Here is an 18,685-nt window from a genome sequence, read left to right on the forward strand (position 1 = left end):
GCTAGCGCCGCTTCAGCCGATACAGGCTGCATGAAGCGCTATCTGTTATTGCTGCTGCTGACGCCGGTGTTTATCAGCCCCGCAGTAAGCCAGGACGACTTAGAACGTTATTTGCCACAAAACCAGCTCCATTGGTTGACCGGAAATGACGACGAACGCTATTTGGCGTTAAAGAAAGAATACTTGCAGGCCTTTGAGCGCGGACAAATGGTGCTTTTACCAGATTGGTACTACCATCCACTGCAGTCTTTTTATATTCGTCCGATTTATGAAAACGCACCGGATTTTGGCTGGACCACCTGGGCTTTAACCCCGCCTGACCATGACATACGCACAGACAATTTGCAGACACCTGCTACGACAACGCATTTCCCTGAGGCTGCGGACGAAGAGGTATTTACGCCCCCAGTTAATGCCTTACAGCAGCGCATGACTCTGCTGCTGGACGAGACACTGGATCGCCCGGGCTTTTCTGTATGGGTAGTAGAGGGAATTACTGCAGACATCGCTCTGCGTTTGCTGGAAAGAGAGCCCTCAATAATGCCCGATGCGATTGTCCTGGTTAACGCTTATGTGCCTCAGTTTCAGTATAACCGCGCTCTTGCCGAACGCATTAGCCAGTCGCAACTGCCGGTTCTGGATATTAGCAGTGCGGAAGCTAACCGTTGGGTGAGTGAACACTGGGCCTTGCGTAAAAAACTAGCGAATAAATACCAGCACCCAGCGTACCGCCAGCGTCAGCTGGTTAATTCCGGTAACACCGGGCAGCGGGAATTAATCTCCACCATAAAAGGCTGGCTGGAATTTCACGGCTTTTAACCTTTCCAGCCCCAACGTTTTTTTAACGGATGCCGCGCTTTTCTTTGATCTTCTCATAAGCCGCCTGAATGTCCTGAGCACGTTGCTGGGCTTGCTTCATTACCTCTTCCGGTAACCCCTTAGAAGCCAGCTTGTCCGGATGATGCCGGGCCATTAATTTACGATAAGCTTTCTTAATTTCGGCGTTACTGTTTTGAGCTGTTACGCCAAGCACTTCATAAGCGTTTTGAATTTCATCCTGGCTGGTGGTTTTGCGCTGTTGCTGATGCTGTTGCCGACGATGCTGATGAAAACGAAAAGCCGCTTTTTCCATCATCAACCATTGGTCCAGCTGAAAGCGAGTAAAACCAAGGTGTTTAGCCACGTTAACCAGAACTTCATGCTCTGACTTTTCCAAAACACCGTCATTTAACGCCAGACCAATCAGCTGCTCCATAAAAAGCTGCAGAACATCGCGATTGCCGTAAAAGGAGGCACTAAAATCCTTCATGACTTGTTGCAGAGGAAACGTCGGTTCTTTACCTTCGCGAAAGGCTTCCTGTGCTTCGCGGGTCGCGTCCTGATTTAAATTCAAACGACGCATTAGCTCCTGAGCCTGAGAAATATCGCTAGTGGTGACTTTACCTTTTGCCTTAGCAACGTGGCCCATTACCGCGAACAGTGTGTAAATAAAATTGGCGTCCCCGGCGGCTTGCTCTGCCCCATACAAAAAACGCCCCCAGGCGCCTTTTTGGGAAAAGTCCTGAGCCATTCCCCGATCAAACCAGTGACCAATGAGCGCCCCCAGAATAGCACCCGGCCATTTCATAAACGCAAAGCCAGCCAGTGCGCCGACTACCTTTCCCCAAACCATGTTATTTCTCCAGCCGCTGGTTAAGTTGATGCAGGCGTTCCGGTGTACCTACGTCTGTCCAAAATCCATCGTGATAGCTTGCTGCCAGTTGCTTCTTATCTATTGCCCTGTCGAAAAAAGGCTTTAATGGCTGTTTCCCCTCAGGGTATGGCGCCAGCAATTCTTTGCGATACAAACCAACACCGGAAAAGGTTTTACGGGCATCATTCTCATTTTCCCCATTAACCAACAATCCGTTTTCAATAGCAAAGTCACCATTTGAATGATGAATCGGATTATCTACCATAATTAAATGTCCCAGCAGCCCTTTTTCCAGGTCCGTTGGTAAATCTCGGTAATCCCAGTCTGTCCAGATATCACCATTAATAACCCAAAACGGGTCCTCTCCGAGCAGTGGCAAGGCTTTAATAATCCCCCCCGCAGTCTCAAGTCCCCCCTCAGGTTCCACAGAAAATGAAACCTGCAGACCCCACTGGCTGCCGTCCCCGACAAAATCTTCAATTTGCTCACCATGCCAGGCGTGGTTGATAACCACCTCGTTAACTCCAGCACTCGCCAGTTTTTCCAGGTGATAACCCAACAAGGGTTTTTCCGCTACGGGTAACAAAGGCTTTGGCTGATTATCCGTTAACGGACGCATGCGATTGCCCCGGCCAGCAGCTAAAATCATCGCTCTCATAAGGTGTCCTTCCAGGCTGGGATGATGCGCTCACGCAACCAGCGGTTGTAATTTGAAAGCTGCGGATAGTTAGCACTTACTCGCTGCAAATACCCCAGGGTTCTGGGCACATCCTGTAAATAGCCAGGCTTATGATCACGATGCGCCAACCGGGCAAAAATACCTGCCGCTTTGGTGTGTCTCTGCAGTCCCATCCAGTCAAACCAGTGTTGCCATTGTTGTGGTTCAACCTGCGCCGCTAAGCAGTCAGACTCAACCAGATGTTGCCTCAACCCTTCACTCAATTCGTTAACCAATTCTTCTGGCCACTCAATATAACAGTCGCGCAATAAAGACACAGCGTCATAGGTCACCGGACCCAGTACCGCATCCTGAAAATCGATAATACCGATACGGTCATCGTCCAGTAGCATTAAGTTGCGTGAATGAAAGTCCCGATGAACTCCCACCTGCGGTTGCTGCAATGCGTTATCAATCATTTGCTGGCTAAACTGGCTCCAAATGTCATCGTCCCCGGTATGCCAATCCAGATTCAGGTGGTGTTTTAACAACCAGTCTTTAAATAAAGAAAGTTCACGTTCCAGCAAAGCGGTATCGAAAGCGGGCAGCTCACCCTGTTCAGTCCGGCGTACAGACATAATGTCAGGCAGCGCGGCAAGTGCCTGCTGGTAGTATTGCCGGGCATTTCGCGGATGCAGTTTACTCAGCAACAATATCTGACCAAAATCGGATTGCAGCATAAAACCCTGGTCTAAATCCGCCGCAATAATCTCTGGCACAGTAACGCCTGCTTCAGAATAGGCTTGTGCAACGGCCAAAAAAGGCTTCATTGGTTCTTTTTCGGGAGGGCAGTCCACCGCTATCAGGCTTTCCTGCCCATTAGTTGCCCGAAAATAGCGACGGAAACTGGCATCACCGGATACAACTTCTAAAGTTGGTTGTGAAACGCCTGTCTGGGCTTCACACCAAGCCTGCAGAGCCACTTCTCGTTTGTCTTCCAAAATATCCTCCACCAAATTTGTCGCAAAGCCTTAAAACTAGCAGTGTACCAAATAGCGAAACAAACAAAATTGCTTTATTATACCCTCGCGCTGCAAAACAGAATAAATGCATTTAACAACAACGACGGAAGATTAAATTGCTGCAACGGTTTATTACTTCGCTAATGCTACTGCCCTTTTCCGGCAGCGCGCTAGCGGCTTTACAAAATCAAGACGCACCACAACACATGACTTGCACCGTGCCTCAGTCTACTGAGAGTACGATTACCGCCGTCCAGTTGCAGGAAACCGATGCAGGAACTATTGGTGTTGAATCGCGTAGCGCCGAAATTCTGGCCAATGAAAAAGCGTATTTTACCGGTAACGTCATCATTCAGCGTAACGGCCAGTGGCTTTCAACTTCAAAAGCCACTATCGATCAGCAGCGGGGTGAAATTATCGCCTCAGACGGCATTACTTTTAATGACGGCTATTTAAGCGTTACGGGTGATTCGTTATCGCTAGACTTAAACGATGACGAGGCCAAACTCTACAACAGTGATTACCGCCTGCGAAATCATAACGCGCGTGGCCACGCAGAGTTGCTTTCATTGTCCCGGCAGGAAGTGTTATTACAGGACTCAAGTTTCACCACTTGCCCGGGTGAAACTCCGGCCTGGCAATTACGCGCAGAGCGTATTCAGATAAATGAAACCAGTGATTTCGGTGAAGCCTGGCACGCCCGATTTGAATTATTCGATGTACCGGTACTTTATTTACCCTATTTTAATTTTCCTTTAAGTGACGCGCGTAAAACCGGTTTGCTCTACCCCACGTTCGACTCATCATCAACCAGTGGTTTTGAAGTAGAAGTTCCCTACTACTTTAATATTGCTCCCAATATGGATGCGACAATAGCTCCGGTTTATATGTCCGAGCGCGGCACCATGATGAAAGGCGAGTATCGCTATTTATTTGAGCAAAATGCCGGACAATTCAATTTAGAATATTTAGGCAATGACGACACCCGCATTGCAAATAAAAAACGTTACCTTTGGCACGTTCAGCATTCCGCGCAAATAAACCAAAATTTGAGTTTTTACCTGGATGCGACTGAAATTAGTGACGACAACTATCTGAATGACTTTGGCAGTGACTTTGCAGGCCGGGCCGACACTCACTTATATCGCGTAGCCCAGCTTGATTACGACAATGAAAACTGGACCGCACAATTACGCACCGAAGACTATGAGCTTATTGGTGACTACCGCAGTCCGTATCGCACACTGCCGCAGCTCAGTATCGACTACAATACCGGCGACTTCGTTGGCTTTAGTGCCAGCTTATACAACGAGCTAACCTATTTTCAGAATCAGGATCAGACACGCGAATACGCGACTCGGGCACACATAGAGCCGAGTATTCAGTACCGTTTTGAAAAACCCGCTTTTGATACAGAAGCCGAGCTTTCTTATCTTTATACGCGCTATTGGCAGGAAAGCCCGGACAGCAAGATTGCCGAGGAAGTTACACGAGCGCTTCCGCGCGCTCGTGTAAGAGCCCGTTTGCACCTGGAACGCGCCATTGAACTCGGTGACAGCCAATATCGGCAAACGCTGTCGCCACAAATTCAGTACTTGTACGTGCCTTATGAAAACCAACAGAACATTGGTATTTATGATACCTCCTTATTACAGGATGATTACCACGGACTGTTCCGTAGCCGCCGCTTTTCGGGGTTGGATCGCATCGCCGAGGCTAATCAAATAACATACGGTGTCAGCAGCAGCTTATTCACCCAGAATGAACGAGAAGTTTTACGCGCCAGTATCGGGCAAATTTACAATATTAATGACAGTCGCACGCAATTGTTTGCCAGCAATGAAGAAACCACAACTTCCAGTAACAGTGAGTGGGTTGCAGACATTAACTGGGCCGTTGATGAGAACTGGTCAATACGCAGCTCAATTCAATACGATACGGAACTTAACTCCACCCGTAAGAGTCAGACCGCGGTAGAGTTCCGTAAAGATGAATCAAACCTGATACAGGTCAGTCATCGAACCGCTACCAACATTCTGAACAACGATATTGAACAAGTTGGAACGCAGGCGGTTTGGTCAGCAAGTTCGCGCTGGCAAGTCGCATCAAATGTCTTTTACGATCTCACACATGATCGTTTAAATGATGCTATGGTGGGCATTCAATACAGCAGTTGTTGCTGGGCCTTACGGGTTAGCGCATACAGACGCATAAACCGTGATCTTGAGCCGGCTTTTAGTGCGACTCAGATAAACGGCGAAACTCAATTTGACAATGGCATTAGTATACAATTTATTATCAGCGGTTTAGCTTCTGATAGCAGTGGTCTAATTAACATGCTTGAGAAAAGTACGTACGGTTACCGCCGTCCTTTTTATCTCAGTAACTAGTGGTAGGTATAATGAAAAAAATTGCATCGTTTTGTTCAGCAGCTGTGCTGATTGCATCGTCTTTTTTGCTGAATAACACCGTTCAGGCTCAACAAATACTGGATCGCGTTGTCGTCGTAGTGGACGACGGCGTGGTACTGCAAAGCCAAATTGACCAACTTATCAAACAAGTTAAAAACGGTCAGAACTTCAACGCAAGTAACGCGCCTTCAGACGAAGTTCTGGAAACTCAGGCTATAGAACGCCTGATTCTGCAGGAAATTCAGTTGCAAATGGCTAACCGCATGGGTATCGAGATTGACGACAACCAGTTAGAGCAAGCCATCAACGAAATAGCAAGTAATCAAGACCTTACAACAGCTGAGCTTCGGGAAAACATGGTCAGTAGTGGTATGAGCTGGGCAGCCTACCGAGAAAATATTCGTAACGAGTTGGTTATCCAGCAAGTTCAACGAGCAGCTGTACAGCAACGTGTCTCTATCACGCCGCAAGAAATTAATAACCTGGTGAAACTTATAGAAAGCAACCAGGAAGTCCAGACAGAGTATCGTTTGGCTCAAATTCTGATTTCCGCTGATTCAAACTCATCACAAGCCGAACTTGAAAAAGCCAAAGAGCGCGCCAACACCGTTTTGAGTTTACTGGACAAAGGTAGTGACTTTGCTGATTTGGCGGTACGTTCCTCTTCAGGTTCTGCGGCATTGGATGGCGGTGACCTGGGCTGGATGACAGTTAACAGCATGCCGACCTTATTTGCGGAAGCTGTAGATGGGAAGTCTGTAGGTGACGTTGTTGGTCCAATCCGAAGTGGTATCGGCTTTCATATTTTGAAAGTACAGGACAAGCGCGGAGAGCAAACGGTCGAAGTACAAGAAGTTAAAGCGCGTCATATTTTAATCAAGCCTTCCGTTATTTTGTCAGACAACAAAGCGAAAGAGATGCTCAATCAATACCGTGAGCAAATTGCCAATGGCGAAAAGACTTTTGCTGAACTTGCACGTGAACATTCAGCTGACCCAGGTTCGGCCTCTCGTGGCGGTGATTTGGGCTGGGCTCGTCCAAATAAATACGCACCGGAATTCAAGCAAAAAGTAGAAAGCATTGAACAAGGCACAATAAGTGAACCGTTCAGCACGCAGTTTGGCTGGCACATTGTAGAAGTTACCGGCCGCAGAACTCTGGATGCAACGGAAGAAAGCAAGCAAGAACGCGCATACCAAATGCTGTTTAGCCGTAAATTTCGCGAAGAGCTTGATAACTGGCAGCAGGAAATTCGCGACCAGGCGTTTATCAGAAGAGTTGCTGAGTGAGTATACCAACTCTTGTATTTACACCGGGTGAGCCCGCAGGTATTGGCCCGGACTTAATTATAAAAATAGCGCAGCAGCCCTGGTCGGCTGCTGTCGTTGTCTGTGCAGATAAAAATTTACTGAAACAACGCGCTGAACAATTGAACCTTCCTATTACCCTGCACAGGTATAGAAAAGGTGAAGAACTTCCGCAACACGAACCCGGACACCTTTGGGTAGAGCATATTCCAGTGTGCGAAGACGTGACTCCGGGCGAGTTATGCACAGCCAACGGTCATTATGTGGTTGATTGCTTAAAAAGAGCCTCTGACGGTAATCTCTCAGGCGAGTTCGATGCCATTGTTACAGGCCCCGTACACAAAGGTGTGATTAATCAAGCCGGCGTGGCGTTCTCAGGACACACTGAATTTTTAGCTCATGAAGCAAACTGCAACGATGTGGTTATGATGTTGGCCACAGAAGGCCTGCGCGTGGCACTGGTCACGACTCACATTCCGCTGGCCTACGTGGCAAAAGCTGTTACCGCCGAACGTCTGACCAACATTATTACCATACTGCATAACGACCTGACGAAGAAATTTGGCGAGTCATCACCCAAAATATTGGTTTGCGGACTAAACCCTCATGCGGGAGAGTCGGGGCATTTAGGCCGGGAAGAAATAGACATTATTATTCCTGTTCTGGAACAACTTAAACAGCAAGGCATGAACTTGCACGGCCCGTATCCCGCGGATACCATTTTTCAACCAAAGTACCTTGAGGATGCCAGTGCGGTGGTTGCTATGTATCACGATCAAGGTCTTCCGGTACTAAAATATAAAGGTTTCGGGCAGGCCGTAAATATTACCCTCGGATTACCCTATATCCGGACTTCTGTTGATCACGGTACAGCACTTGAGCTGGCCGGGTCTGGCAAGATTAACGACGGTAGTTGCCGCCTGGCAATGCAAACCGCTATAGATATGGCAAGAGCAGCGTATTATGAATAAACACCAGGGCGGAAGTAAAACCCACTTGGGTCACCGGGCGCGTAAACGGTTTGGCCAAAACTTCCTGAATGACGACTATATTATTGAGCAGATTGTTGATGCCATTAACCCTCTGCCGGGTGAGAACCTAATAGAAATTGGCCCGGGTTTAGCGGCATTAACTGAGCCGACAGTAGATCGCAGTGGCCATTTAAAAGTTATCGAAATTGACCGTGACTTAGTTGAACGGCTTCAGCATCACCCTTTTTTGAGTTCAAAACTGGAAGTGATTCAAGCCGATGCCCTAAGCATAGATTTTAGTCAGTTTGCCGAAGAAAGCCCGGCACGAGTGTTCGGTAACCTGCCCTATAACATCTCCACGCCTCTTATCTTTCATTTGCTGAAGTTTGCCGATGATGTAAAAGATATGCACTTTATGCTGCAAAAAGAAGTGGTTGATCGCTTAGCGGCAGAGCCCGGCTCAAAAAGTTATGGCAGAATCAGCGTCGGTGTACAGCAAGCCTGTAAAGTCACTCCGGTGGTTGCCGTCCCGCCATCGGCGTTTACGCCGCCACCGAAAGTAGAATCGTCGGTGGTTCGGTTAGAACCCTACGCCGAAAGCCCGCACCCAGTTAAAGATAAAGCGCAACTGCATAGCTTATGTTTGACAGCGTTTAACCAACGCCGTAAAACAATAAGGAACAACCTTAAACAGTTGGTTCCTGCGGAGCAGCTGGAAGCCCTTGGTATTGACCCGGGCGCAAGGCCGGAGACGCTCTCTGTAGATGATTACTGCAGGATATCCGACTGGCTCACTGAACAAGCGGAAAAGAATGACAGTCAGTAACATTACAATAAGTGTTAAAACACAATATTTAGCGGCGCAGTCAAACCCTGATACCGGGCAATATGTGTTTTCATACACCATAACCATAACTAATGAGTCCAGCCAGTTAGTGCAGTTGCTTGCCCGCGAATGGCGCATTACCGACGCTGACAATAAAATCACCCGGGTGGCTGGAGATGGCGTTGTGGGACAACAACCTAAATTGGCTACCGGTGAATCATTCAGTTATACCAGTGGCACCGTTCTGGCTACGCCTATAGGTACTATGGAAGGACACTACCTAATGATAGATGAACAGGGCTCGCAGTTTAAAGCGCCTATTCCATCGTTCCGTCTGGCCATACCTAATATTATTCATTAATTATGAGCAATTACGTTGTCGGTGATATCCAGGGTTGCTTCCGCGAACTTGAAGCGCTGCTGACCCAGGTCAGCTTTAACCCTGCAAACGACTCTTTATGGTGTGTCGGTGATATTGTCGCGCGCGGCCCCAGTTCGCGCGATGCTTTGCGTTTTTTCTATGAAAACAGTAACTCGGTACACAGCGTATTAGGTAATCACGATTTAAACTTAATGGCAGTGTTACTTGGTTACCGCCAGCCTAACCCAAAAGACAAACTCAATACGTTATTAGAAGACAGTGATCGCTATGACTGGTTAGAGTGGCTACGCCACCAACCTTTGATGCATCAGCTAGAAGAGCACAAGACAGTCATAGCTCATGCCGGTATTTACCCATGGTGGACACTCAAACAAGCCGGTCAATACGCACAGGAAGTGACAAAAGTTCTTACTGGCAATGAGTTTGAAAACTTTATGCAGCAATTATTTGGCAACTCTCCGGAAAAATGGGACTCAAGTCTGCAAGGTTTTGACCGATACCGTTTTATAGTGAACGCGTTTACCCGAATGCGTTACTGCAACCCGGAAGGTGAACTGGATTTTTCCCAAAAAGATAATCCATATGAACGTTCATCGCAGGATTCGTATAAGCCATGGTTTAACTTTTGGTCAGAATCCGAGAATCGAGTATTATTCGGGCATTGGGCTGCGCTAATGGGCGAAACCCGGCGTCAGGATGTGATAGCGCTGGATACTGGCTGTGTCTGGGGTCAGTATATGACGTTATATAGCGTTGAGAATAAAACCTTCTTTCATGAACCGGCTTTGACCGGAAAGTGACAATAATAATTATGCAGTGCTGAGGAAAGTTTCATGAAAATTACTGTTGCCATGCGAGTTATCGGTGGTTTTGCCATCATTACTTTGCTGTTACTCATCATTAGCTTAAGCTCGTTGTTTAATATCAACAGCATAGGTTCGTCAGTTGATAAACTCAACGATGAGGCGGTCCCTGCATTGAACCAGGTCTCGGCGATTAAGGTCGATATTCTCGAGCTGGGTACCGTTCAGTTAGAAACTTTTTATGATGAAAGTTTAGAACAGGTAGAAGCCCACAAAAAAGAATTCAATGAATCGAACAAATTGCTTTTTGCCTCTCTTGATAAACTTAAAGAACTTATTCAGGGTAACGGTCAAAGCGACGAAATTAGCGCTTTGGAAAAGGACTCGCGCCAATACATTGACCTGATAGAGCGCCTGTTTAATCAGCACAGCGAGTATCTGCAACTACAAAATGTTACCGCCTCTCAGTTAGATGAAATTGCATTCAATATCGATGATGCGGCTATTATGCTGCTAGATACTATGGACGCTTCTAATAACGAAGTCATTTCTCGTGAAGCCAGTAATATCGAGTCGTCACTGTCCAGTCTTATCACTTTAATGTATGACTTGAACAAAGCTAATAAATTAGACAGCGCCCAAATCATTCGCAGTGAAATCGATATTAATATTGACAGTATCCGTCCTCGCCTTGAATCCTTAGATAACGAAGCAACTGGTGGCACAGAAGCCATGGTTGATGACGCTATTGGAACAGTTCGTGACGCACTCGACAGCCTTCAGGGTGCAGGTTCCTATCCGGACAATGTCATTCGTCGCCAACAACTGCGTTTAGATTCTGAAGACTCTCTGGATAAATCAGAAATTCAACTGAATAAACTGATGTCTGAGGCTGATCGTCTGCAAACTGCGGTTCGTGGAATAGCAGACGGTACTCGTGTTTCAGTAACAGACTCTATCTCTACCAGTAGCTGGCTCAATAGTATTATCACCGTAATTTCTATTGCTCTGGCGGTGTTTATTTCATGGTACACCGTGCGCAGTATCAGCCGCCCATTATCGCGGGTTAACCATATGTTGAACATTATGGCGGATGGTAACTTAACCGAACGTGTTGACTATGACGCTCAGGACGAATTTGGTGAACTCGCCTCAAACACCAATAAACTGACCGGTAATTTACGTAAACTGATTGAAGGTATTGCGAACCGAGCAACGCAGCTAGCTACAGCTGCAGAGCAGTCGTCCAATGTATCGGACGAGACCACTAACGCTATTGACGAACAACGTCGTCAAATTGAACAAGTTGCTACGGCGACTCAGGAAATGAACAACACAGCTAGTGAAATGGCTGACGGTGCCGACCAGGCATTGCGCGAAATTCAGCACTCTGATGATGAAGCCAAACGCGTTCGTCAAATTTCAGACAAAAACCGCGCGACTATCGAAGGCTTAGCCAACGAGATTAAAGGCGCATCTGAGGTTATCGACCAATTGTCAGAGAACAGCAAAAACATTGGTGGCATTCTGGATGTTATTCGCGGTATTGCCGACCAGACTAACTTGCTTGCACTTAACGCGGCCATTGAAGCGGCACGTGCCGGAGAACAAGGACGAGGCTTTGCGGTTGTTGCTGACGAGGTTCGTACTCTGGCTAGCCGTACTCAAGAGTCCACCGAAGAAATTCAGGACATGATTGAGAACTTACAAAATGACTCTCAGCGGGCCGTTACCGTAATGAATAAAGGCCGCGAGCAGGCTGAACTCAGTGTGCAGCAGTCCGATGAAGCAGCTCAGGCACTTCAATCTATTACTGAGTCAGTGCATCAGGCGTCTGACAGCAGTAACCATATTGCTAATGCGGCGAAAGAGCAAAGCAGTACTGCGCAGGATATCAGCGAGCGTCTTGAGTCTATTGTTTCCATTGCCGAACAAACGGCTTCTGGTTCCAAACAAACAGCTCAGGCGTCTAATGAAGTCGCTAAACTGGCCGATGAGCTCCAGGACTCAATTAAGAGTTTCAGAGTCTAAAGTAAAAACCTCTGAACTGCAGAAACGAAAAAGGCGCCCTTTAAAGGCGCCTTTTTATATTTCACGGATTTTATTGCCTCAATAATTAACGCTGTTACGCCGTTAAGTTAATTTTAGCGAAGCGACGTTTACCCACCTGATAAACTCCAGAGTCCTTTTCTGTGCACAGGTAACGCGAATCGCTGAATTTCTCACCATCCACTTTAACGGCATTTTGTTTTATCATTCGTAACGCTTCCGAGGTGGACTCAACCAAGCCGGCTTCTTTTAGCACATTACCTATTGCCATTCCCTCAGCTCCAACTTGCACCGTCTTTTCCGGAATATCATCCGGTAAAGCGTTTTTCTGGAAACGCTGGATAAAATCCTGTTCGGCTTTCTCTGCGTCGTCTTCCGAGTGAAAACGAGCGATGATTTCTTTTGCCAGCAAAACTTTCACATCACGTGGGTTTTTGCCGTCGGCTACAGCAGCTTTCAGTTCGTCAATTTCGGTAATGGAACGGAAGCTGAGTAACTGGAAGTAACGCCACATAAGCTCGTCTGACACCGACATAATTTTACCGAACATGTCATTCGCCGGTTCAGTAATGCCAATATAGTTATTCAGCGATTTTGACATTTTCTGCACACCGTCCAGCCCTTCCAGTAACGGCGTCATAATGACAGTTTGTGGACGCTGCCCTTCTTCTTTTTGCAGTTCGCGACCCATTAGCAGATTGAAGCGCTGGTCGGTGCCGCCAAGCTCAACGTCTGCTTTTAATTCAACCGAGTCCCAGCCCTGAACTAATGGGTATAAAAACTCGTGAATAGCTATGGACTGATTGTTCTGGTAGCGTTTTTTAAAATCATCACGTTCTAACATACGGGCTACGGTCTGGCGCGCAGCCAGTTTAATCATATCGGCGGCTCCCATTTTCGACATCCACTCGGAGTTAAAACGGATTTCGGTTTTAGCCGGGTCGAGAATTTTAAAAACCTGTTCTTTATAAGTTTCAGCGTTAGCAATAACCTGTTCCGTGGTCAGCGGCTTTCTGGTCACATTCTTACCTGTAGGGTCACCTATCATGCCGGTGAAATCACCTATAAGGAAAACCACTTTATGACCAAAGTCCTGAAATACTCTCAACTTGTTGATTAAAACAGTATGCCCCAAGTGTAAATCAGGTGCAGTTGGGTCAAAGCCAGCTTTCACTACCAGCGGCTTACCACTGGCTAGCTTCTCTGCCAGTTCCTGCTCGAGTAAAACTTCTTCGGCACCGCGAGTAATCTCGGCAATAGCTTCCGCCACTTCGGTTTTCATCCACATCTCCAACTGTAAAAACTCATAAACCAGCCATTTTACGCCATTATTACCACTGTTTTAAGCTCAATAATCTGGTATTCTTCATTTTTTCGTATTATCCTCGAAACCATAAGGTTATTCCGTGGTCGTAAACAGGTGCGGTAATCCCCGTGTTTGCTGACACATGTTTACTGGGTAATCACAATAAAGAAAGTGAAGTGCGCTATAATATGACATTAAAATCTGTCACCAAAATTCAGCGGATGTTTCTGCAACTTCCGCATTCTCATAAAATTCTGATCAGTGCGATCAGCGTTGCCCTCTTGCTATTACTGATCATTCCGTCGGAACCTGCCACGGCATCTAAGAACAGTACTTCAGCTGAGCAGTTAATGCCGGGTAAACGTTATCAGCTCGATTTAGCTTTTGAGCAACCCAGCTCAGATGAAAGTACCGAAAACTCAGAGCTGACCTGGCAAACCTATCAGATTAAATCGGGTGACAGCTTAGCTAAAATATTTAGCAAAGTAGGCTTTAGTGCCCAGCAACTGTATCGCGTTACCGAGTCCGGCGATGAAGCCAAATATCTTCGTAAAGTTCACCCTGGCGATTTGCTTCGCTTTGCGACTGACAGTGACGATAACCTAGTGCAGCTAGCGCACCAGATAAACGATACAGAAACGCTTATTATCACTCGTCAAAACGACAGCTTTGTTGCTGAAATCGAAACTAAAAAAGTTGAAGTTCGTACTGAATTTACTCATGCCGTTATCGACTCCAGTTTCTGGAATGCCGGTATCGACTCGGGCCTGACTGACAACCAAATTATGCGCATTGCCAATATTTTTGGCTGGGATATCGACTTTGCCTTAGACCTGCGTAAAAACGACGAATTTAGCGTACTTTATGAAACGCACTATGTAGATGGCGAGTTTGTTGGCTATGGTAAAATTTTAGCCGCGGAATTTGTAAACCGTGATGAAAACTTTCAGGCTATCCTCCACGATAACGGACAATATTACACGCCGAACGGTCGCGCCATGCGCAAAACCTTCCTGCGCTCTCCGGTTAACTTTACCTACATAAGCTCGAGCTTCAACCCTCGCCGCTTACATCCAGTTACCGGTAGAGTGCGCCCGCACAACGGTATAGATTACGCAGCCTCTACTGGTACGCCTGTAATGTCTTCTGGTGATGGAAAAGTTATCGCGGCTGGTTATACTTCATTGAATGGTAATTATATTTTTGTGCAACACGGCGAACGCTACGTTACTAAGTATTTACATCTTAGTCGTAAGCACGTTAAAAGAGGTGATCGTGTTAAACAGGGTCAGGTTATTGGCCGTGTCGGCGCGACAGGTCGGGTAACAGGCCCACACTTACACTATGAATTCCTTGTTGACGGCGTACATCGTAACCCCCGCACGGTAGAATTGCCGGAAGCCAAGTCGCTGGGTGAATCAGAATTACCGGCTTTCCGTCAACACGCGGATCAGGTAATGGCCATACTAAACGACAACAGACGCGTTTACCTGGCGATGCAGTAATGTTTCAGCGTTATATTGGACTGATGTCGGGCACCAGTATGGATGCGGTTGACGCGGCATTAGTTCAGATAGATGCGCAAGGCACGCCCAGACTTGAAGCTCATCACTCTTTGTCTTTCCCCCCGGAATTACGTACTCGCTTATTGGCTTTAAGCCACACAGACAACTGGCAGGCCGATGAGCTGGCCGGTTTAGACATTGCTTTTTCCGAGCTCAGTGCCGAAGTGGTACGCCAACTTCTTGAACAGGCCGATATAACAGCAAAAGAAGTTACCGCTATTGCCAGTCACGGGCAAACCGTTCGGCACAAACCCAATTCAATACCAGCTTACACCTGCCAAATAGGCGATCCTACACGGCTGGCTTTGGGTACGGGTATTGATGTGATTTACGATTTTCGTCGCAAAGACATCGCCGCAGGTGGTCAGGGTGCGCCGTTAGTTCCCGCTTTTCATAAGCAGGTTTTTGCCCGCAAGAATCAAAGCATTGCAGTGATTAATTTAGGTGGTATTGCTAATGTCACCTGGCTCGGTCATGAAGGACAACTACTGGGCTTCGATACAGGACCTGCCAACACCCTGCTCGATCAATGGGTTCAGCATAATGACTCAAGTAAGAGCTTCGATAAAAACGCCCAACTTGCGAGTGCGGGCAAGCTTCAGCCCGAACTGTTAAGACGTTTATTACAGCATCCGTTCTTTGCCAAGCCAGCTCCCAAAAGTACGGGTCGCGAGGAGTTCAACCTAAATTGGCTGCAACAACAATTGGCAGGGCAGGATATATCCCCGGCTGATATACAGCGCACTTTGACCGAACTTACCGCTATTAGCATCAAAGATGCACTGACAACCTTGCCACAACAGCCCGATACGGCTTATTTTTGTGGTGGAGGCACCCGAAACCCATTATTGATGGAGCGCTTAACTGAGCTCTTAGCGCCGATTCAATGCGATACTACAGCAAGTTTAGGCGTTGACCCGCAATGGGTTGAGGCAATCGCTTTTGCCTGGTTAGGCTGGTGTTACGAGCATAAAAAACCGGGTAACCAGCCTGAAGTTACAGGAGCCAGCCACCCGGTTGTTTTAGGCGCTAAAGTCCTACATCAATAGCAGCGTTATTCAGCACCCAGTTCTTTGAAGGCGTCCCGAGTCAGGTTTTCATTGCCATCAGCCCCAACGACAATACTGTCTTCAATACGCACACCGCCGTATGGACGCAACTCATCAACTTTCTCCCAGTTAATGTCAGCACTGTCTTTGTGCTCTTCCAATAGCTGGTCTACCACGTATAAGCCCGGCTCAATAGTGAAGACGTGGCCAACTTCAATGTCTCGTAGTAAGCGTAAAAACGGATGACGCTCACTGCGCTCGTAGCTGTTGCCTTTGTCATCTTTCAAGAAGCCGCCAACATCATGTACCTGCAAACCAATAAAGTGGCCTAACCCGTGCGGCATAAAGGCACTGGTGTAACCTTTGTCGTAAATGCTTTGCGCATCACCTTTAATAAACTCGAAGTCAGTTAAAATTTGCGCGACTTTCAGATGCATAGATACATGCAGGTCGTAATAGCTCACACCTGGTTTAATCTCGCTCAACAGCTCTTGTTGAGCTTTATCCATAGCTTCAACCAAATCCGCGTAGAAACCCTCTTCATAAGCGTATGAGCGGGTTATATCAGAGCAATAGCCACGGTAGCGTGCGCCAGCATCAATTAAGAACGAACGGATTTGCTTAGGCGGAACGGTGTCGTATACGTCGTAATGCAAAATTGCGGAATGGCTGTTCAATGCAACAATGCTATTGTAAGGCACCTGTGACTCACGAAAGTCGATAGCGCTCAGGTAAGCATGGTGTATTTCCAGCTCGCTTTTACCGGCAAAAAAAGCTTCTTTTGCTGCAACATGGGCTTTTGCCGCTAAGCGGTTGGCTTCGCGCAAATTATCCACTTCCCATTGCGTTTTTATTGAGCGGTGGAAATGCAGATGATCAATCAATGCCTGCGGGTTACGTGCTTTGACTTTCCAGTCGCTGACTGGCTGTGCAAAGTCTTCACCAATAAAGGCAGACTGTTCTAAGTCACTGCCTAAATCTTCCGTCAGCGTGCTTAAGTCGTCGATAATTTTTAAATCGACATGCTGCTGCCATTCTTCTTCCGGCACGTTAACCGGAGCATGCCAGAAGTCCCGAGCCTGAAATAAGTAAACCGTAGGACGTTGGCTACCCTTACGATAAAAAATAGCACTTTTGGGGCTTTCTGTGACCGGAACCCAATATTTAAATAGCGGATTAACCCGGTACGGCGGCGCGTTATCGTCGAGAAAATCAACTCGTGGCTGGCCCGAGTAAACCAAAACGGATTCAAACTGATTATCTTCTAACGCTTTATCAAAGCGGCTACAAACTGTCTTGATGTGTTCTGCGTACGCGCTCATAAAAAAACCTCACAAAAAATTGTGAGGTTATTCTAGCGGAAAAGCCAAAAAATTTCAGCTGTTCCCGGGGGGAAGCTAAAGCCTAAACGGAAAAGCTGGAGCCACAACCACAGGTTGTTGTGGCATTCGGGTTGTCGACAAAAAAGCGTGAGCCCTGCAGCCCTTCTTCGTAGCTGACCACGCCACCCATTAAATACTGTAAACTCATTGGATCAACCAACAGGGTGACACCGTTTTTTTCAATTTCCATATCACCCGGGTTTTTCTTTTCATCAAAGGTAAAACCATATTGGAAGCCCGAACAGCCGCCTCCAGTTACGTAGACACGCAACTTCAAATTTGGATTCTCTTCTTCAGCAATCAGCTTACCCACTTTGCTTGCCGCTTGTTCAGTGAACTCAATCGGCATTGCCTGCTCTGCTGCACTGCTCATGATTTCTCTACCTTAGTTGAACTCTACTGCTATTTTCTCTTACCTGAGTATTTTGGTCAAGTATCGCCGTCACTACGCACACCGGGGTTTGCATCGCCACGGCTAATCTCTTTCCAGAAAAACGTTCGATCCAACGTTCCTCTACCACCTTTGGTTAGCTGCACTTTTACTTCAACCCGCTCAGGCACAAGCCCTTCAGGCATAAAGAAGTCGCCCTCATACAAAGAGAAATAGCGCATAGAAAAACTGCGATCATCTTGTCCTATATTGGCCAGTTTCAGTAAATCATACCGCTTTTTCTTGCCATCAATACGGCCGACCAGTTCAACGGTGACATTACCCTGCACAAAGCTGCGACGCTGCTCAATTTGCAGTACCGCCAGAGAAAAATGGAAATGATTTTCCGAACGATTCTGAGTAACGGTTAAAGAGTCTATAGTAACACCGCTTTCCTGTAGCTCCGGCGCCATAATTTTCTGATAAAACGCTAAGTCACGACGCAAACCATAGTTATCATTTTGTAACGCGCTCAACTCGTCCTGCAAACTTTGATTTGCCGAGCGCTCAATGTCTAGCTCAACTTGCAGAACGTGGCGTTGATACTCCATCTGTTCAATGCGCTGATAAAGCTGCTCAAGTTGCTGCGACTGCTTCGAAACTTCTTCTTTCAAGGCTTTTGCATGCCAAACTCCGGCTAAATAAGCCAGGTAAACAACCAAAACAGCAACACAGATCAACAACACAAATACCGGGAAAGCTCCCCAGCGCTGTTGCCAGTATTTCAGGTTAAAATAGGGCTTCATAACTTCCAGCTCATTTCCATCAAGCGTTTATGCTGATATGTTATTGATAAATATGCAAGCTCATCCCACGGTTTAAGGTAAGGAT

Annotated in this window: 17 protein-coding genes; 10 read left to right on the plus strand and 7 right to left on the minus strand. The window is 46.9% G+C overall.

Annotated elements, in window-relative coordinates; all coding sequences use genetic code 11:
- Window positions 1-30: 30 nt before the first annotated feature.
- Window positions 31-819, plus strand: coding sequence for a DUF3530 family protein (locus tag NJR55_RS07360; RefSeq protein ID WP_253619189.1), 789 nt, complete (start codon window positions 31-33; stop codon window positions 817-819).
- A gap of 22 nt (window positions 820-841) precedes the next feature.
- Here NJR55_RS07360 and djlA read toward each other — a convergent pair whose 3' ends face one another.
- Genes djlA through NJR55_RS07375 form a run of 3 tightly spaced genes read right to left on the minus strand, consistent with a single transcriptional unit; the run spans window position 842 to window position 3,352 of the window.
- Complete coding sequence (djlA, locus tag NJR55_RS07365) at window positions 842-1,672, minus strand: co-chaperone DjlA (RefSeq protein WP_253619190.1); 831 nt, start codon at window positions 1,670-1,672, stop codon at window positions 842-844.
- Between the two features lies 1 nt (window position 1,673).
- Complete coding sequence (gene murU, locus NJR55_RS07370) at window positions 1,674-2,351, minus strand: N-acetylmuramate alpha-1-phosphate uridylyltransferase MurU (protein WP_253619191.1); 678 nt, start codon at window positions 2,349-2,351, stop codon at window positions 1,674-1,676.
- Complete coding sequence (locus tag NJR55_RS07375) at window positions 2,348-3,352, minus strand: aminoglycoside phosphotransferase family protein (protein ID WP_253619192.1); 1,005 nt, start codon at window positions 3,350-3,352, stop codon at window positions 2,348-2,350. Before NJR55_RS07375 ends, murU begins: the two co-directional genes overlap by 4 nt.
- A 137-nt stretch (window positions 3,353-3,489) precedes the next feature.
- Here NJR55_RS07375 and NJR55_RS07380 point away from each other — a divergent pair, with 137 nt between their 5' ends.
- From NJR55_RS07380 to NJR55_RS07410, 7 genes are read left to right on the plus strand one after another with little or no spacing between them, the layout of a single operon-like run.
- Window positions 3,490-5,763: an LPS-assembly protein LptD gene (locus tag NJR55_RS07380; RefSeq protein ID WP_253619193.1), complete on the plus strand. Its 2,274-nt coding sequence runs from the start codon at window positions 3,490-3,492 to the stop codon at window positions 5,761-5,763.
- Between the two features lie 11 nt (window positions 5,764-5,774).
- Window positions 5,775-7,073, plus strand: a complete 1,299-nt coding sequence (surA, locus tag NJR55_RS07385; RefSeq protein WP_253619194.1) for a peptidylprolyl isomerase SurA — start codon at window positions 5,775-5,777, stop codon at window positions 7,071-7,073.
- The gene (gene pdxA / locus NJR55_RS07390) at window positions 7,070-8,062 is read left to right on the plus strand and encodes a 4-hydroxythreonine-4-phosphate dehydrogenase PdxA (RefSeq protein WP_253619195.1); all 993 of its coding nucleotides are present in this window, start codon (window positions 7,070-7,072) and stop codon (window positions 8,060-8,062) included. The genes surA and pdxA overlap by 4 nt, the downstream gene beginning before the upstream one ends.
- Window positions 8,055-8,888: a 16S rRNA (adenine(1518)-N(6)/adenine(1519)-N(6))-dimethyltransferase RsmA gene (gene rsmA / locus NJR55_RS07395; protein ID WP_253619196.1), complete on the plus strand. Its 834-nt coding sequence runs from the start codon at window positions 8,055-8,057 to the stop codon at window positions 8,886-8,888. The genes pdxA and rsmA overlap by 8 nt, the downstream gene beginning before the upstream one ends.
- Complete coding sequence (gene apaG, locus NJR55_RS07400; RefSeq protein ID WP_253619197.1) at window positions 8,875-9,249, plus strand: Co2+/Mg2+ efflux protein ApaG; 375 nt, start codon at window positions 8,875-8,877, stop codon at window positions 9,247-9,249. The genes rsmA and apaG overlap by 14 nt, the downstream gene beginning before the upstream one ends.
- Window positions 9,250-9,251: 2 nt before the next feature.
- Window positions 9,252-10,070 (plus strand): symmetrical bis(5'-nucleosyl)-tetraphosphatase, encoded by an 819-nt coding sequence (locus NJR55_RS07405; protein WP_253619198.1) that lies wholly within the window; start codon window positions 9,252-9,254, stop codon window positions 10,068-10,070.
- A gap of 33 nt (window positions 10,071-10,103) precedes the next feature.
- On the plus strand, window positions 10,104-12,104 hold the full coding sequence (locus NJR55_RS07410) for a methyl-accepting chemotaxis protein (RefSeq protein ID WP_253619199.1): 2,001 nt from the start codon (window positions 10,104-10,106) through the stop codon (window positions 12,102-12,104).
- A gap of 94 nt (window positions 12,105-12,198) precedes the next feature.
- Here NJR55_RS07410 and tyrS read toward each other — a convergent pair whose 3' ends face one another.
- Window positions 12,199-13,404 carry a tyrosine--tRNA ligase gene (tyrS, locus tag NJR55_RS07415; protein WP_253619200.1) on the minus strand — a complete coding sequence of 402 codons (1,206 nt, stop codon included), beginning with the start codon at window positions 13,402-13,404 and terminating at the stop codon, window positions 12,199-12,201.
- A gap of 212 nt (window positions 13,405-13,616) precedes the next feature.
- Between tyrS and NJR55_RS07420 the strand changes: the two genes are divergently transcribed.
- Together NJR55_RS07420 and NJR55_RS07425 are read left to right on the plus strand one after the other, a co-directional pair.
- Window positions 13,617-14,933 carry an OapA family protein gene (locus NJR55_RS07420; protein ID WP_253619201.1) on the plus strand — a complete coding sequence of 439 codons (1,317 nt, stop codon included), beginning with the start codon at window positions 13,617-13,619 and terminating at the stop codon, window positions 14,931-14,933.
- Window positions 14,933-16,042 (plus strand): anhydro-N-acetylmuramic acid kinase, encoded by a 1,110-nt coding sequence (locus NJR55_RS07425; protein WP_253619202.1) that lies wholly within the window; start codon window positions 14,933-14,935, stop codon window positions 16,040-16,042. The genes NJR55_RS07420 and NJR55_RS07425 overlap by 1 nt, the downstream gene beginning before the upstream one ends.
- A 5-nt stretch (window positions 16,043-16,047) precedes the next feature.
- On the opposite strand, the gene pepQ is transcribed toward NJR55_RS07425, so the two are convergent.
- The 3 genes from pepQ to NJR55_RS07440 form a co-directional block, all read right to left on the minus strand.
- Window positions 16,048-17,364 carry a Xaa-Pro dipeptidase gene (gene pepQ / locus NJR55_RS07430; protein ID WP_253619203.1) on the minus strand — a complete coding sequence of 439 codons (1,317 nt, stop codon included), beginning with the start codon at window positions 17,362-17,364 and terminating at the stop codon, window positions 16,048-16,050.
- Between the two features lie 82 nt (window positions 17,365-17,446).
- Window positions 17,447-17,797: an iron-sulfur cluster insertion protein ErpA gene (erpA, locus tag NJR55_RS07435; RefSeq protein ID WP_011235467.1), complete on the minus strand. Its 351-nt coding sequence runs from the start codon at window positions 17,795-17,797 to the stop codon at window positions 17,447-17,449.
- A 56-nt stretch (window positions 17,798-17,853) separates the two neighbouring features.
- The gene (locus NJR55_RS07440) at window positions 17,854-18,600 is read right to left on the minus strand and encodes a DUF6776 family protein (RefSeq protein WP_253619204.1); all 747 of its coding nucleotides are present in this window, start codon (window positions 18,598-18,600) and stop codon (window positions 17,854-17,856) included.
- Window positions 18,601-18,685 lie beyond the last annotated feature (85 nt).

This window comes from Idiomarina rhizosphaerae (genome assembly GCF_024159085.1).
GTDB lineage: Bacteria > Pseudomonadota > Gammaproteobacteria > Enterobacterales > Alteromonadaceae > Idiomarina > Idiomarina rhizosphaerae.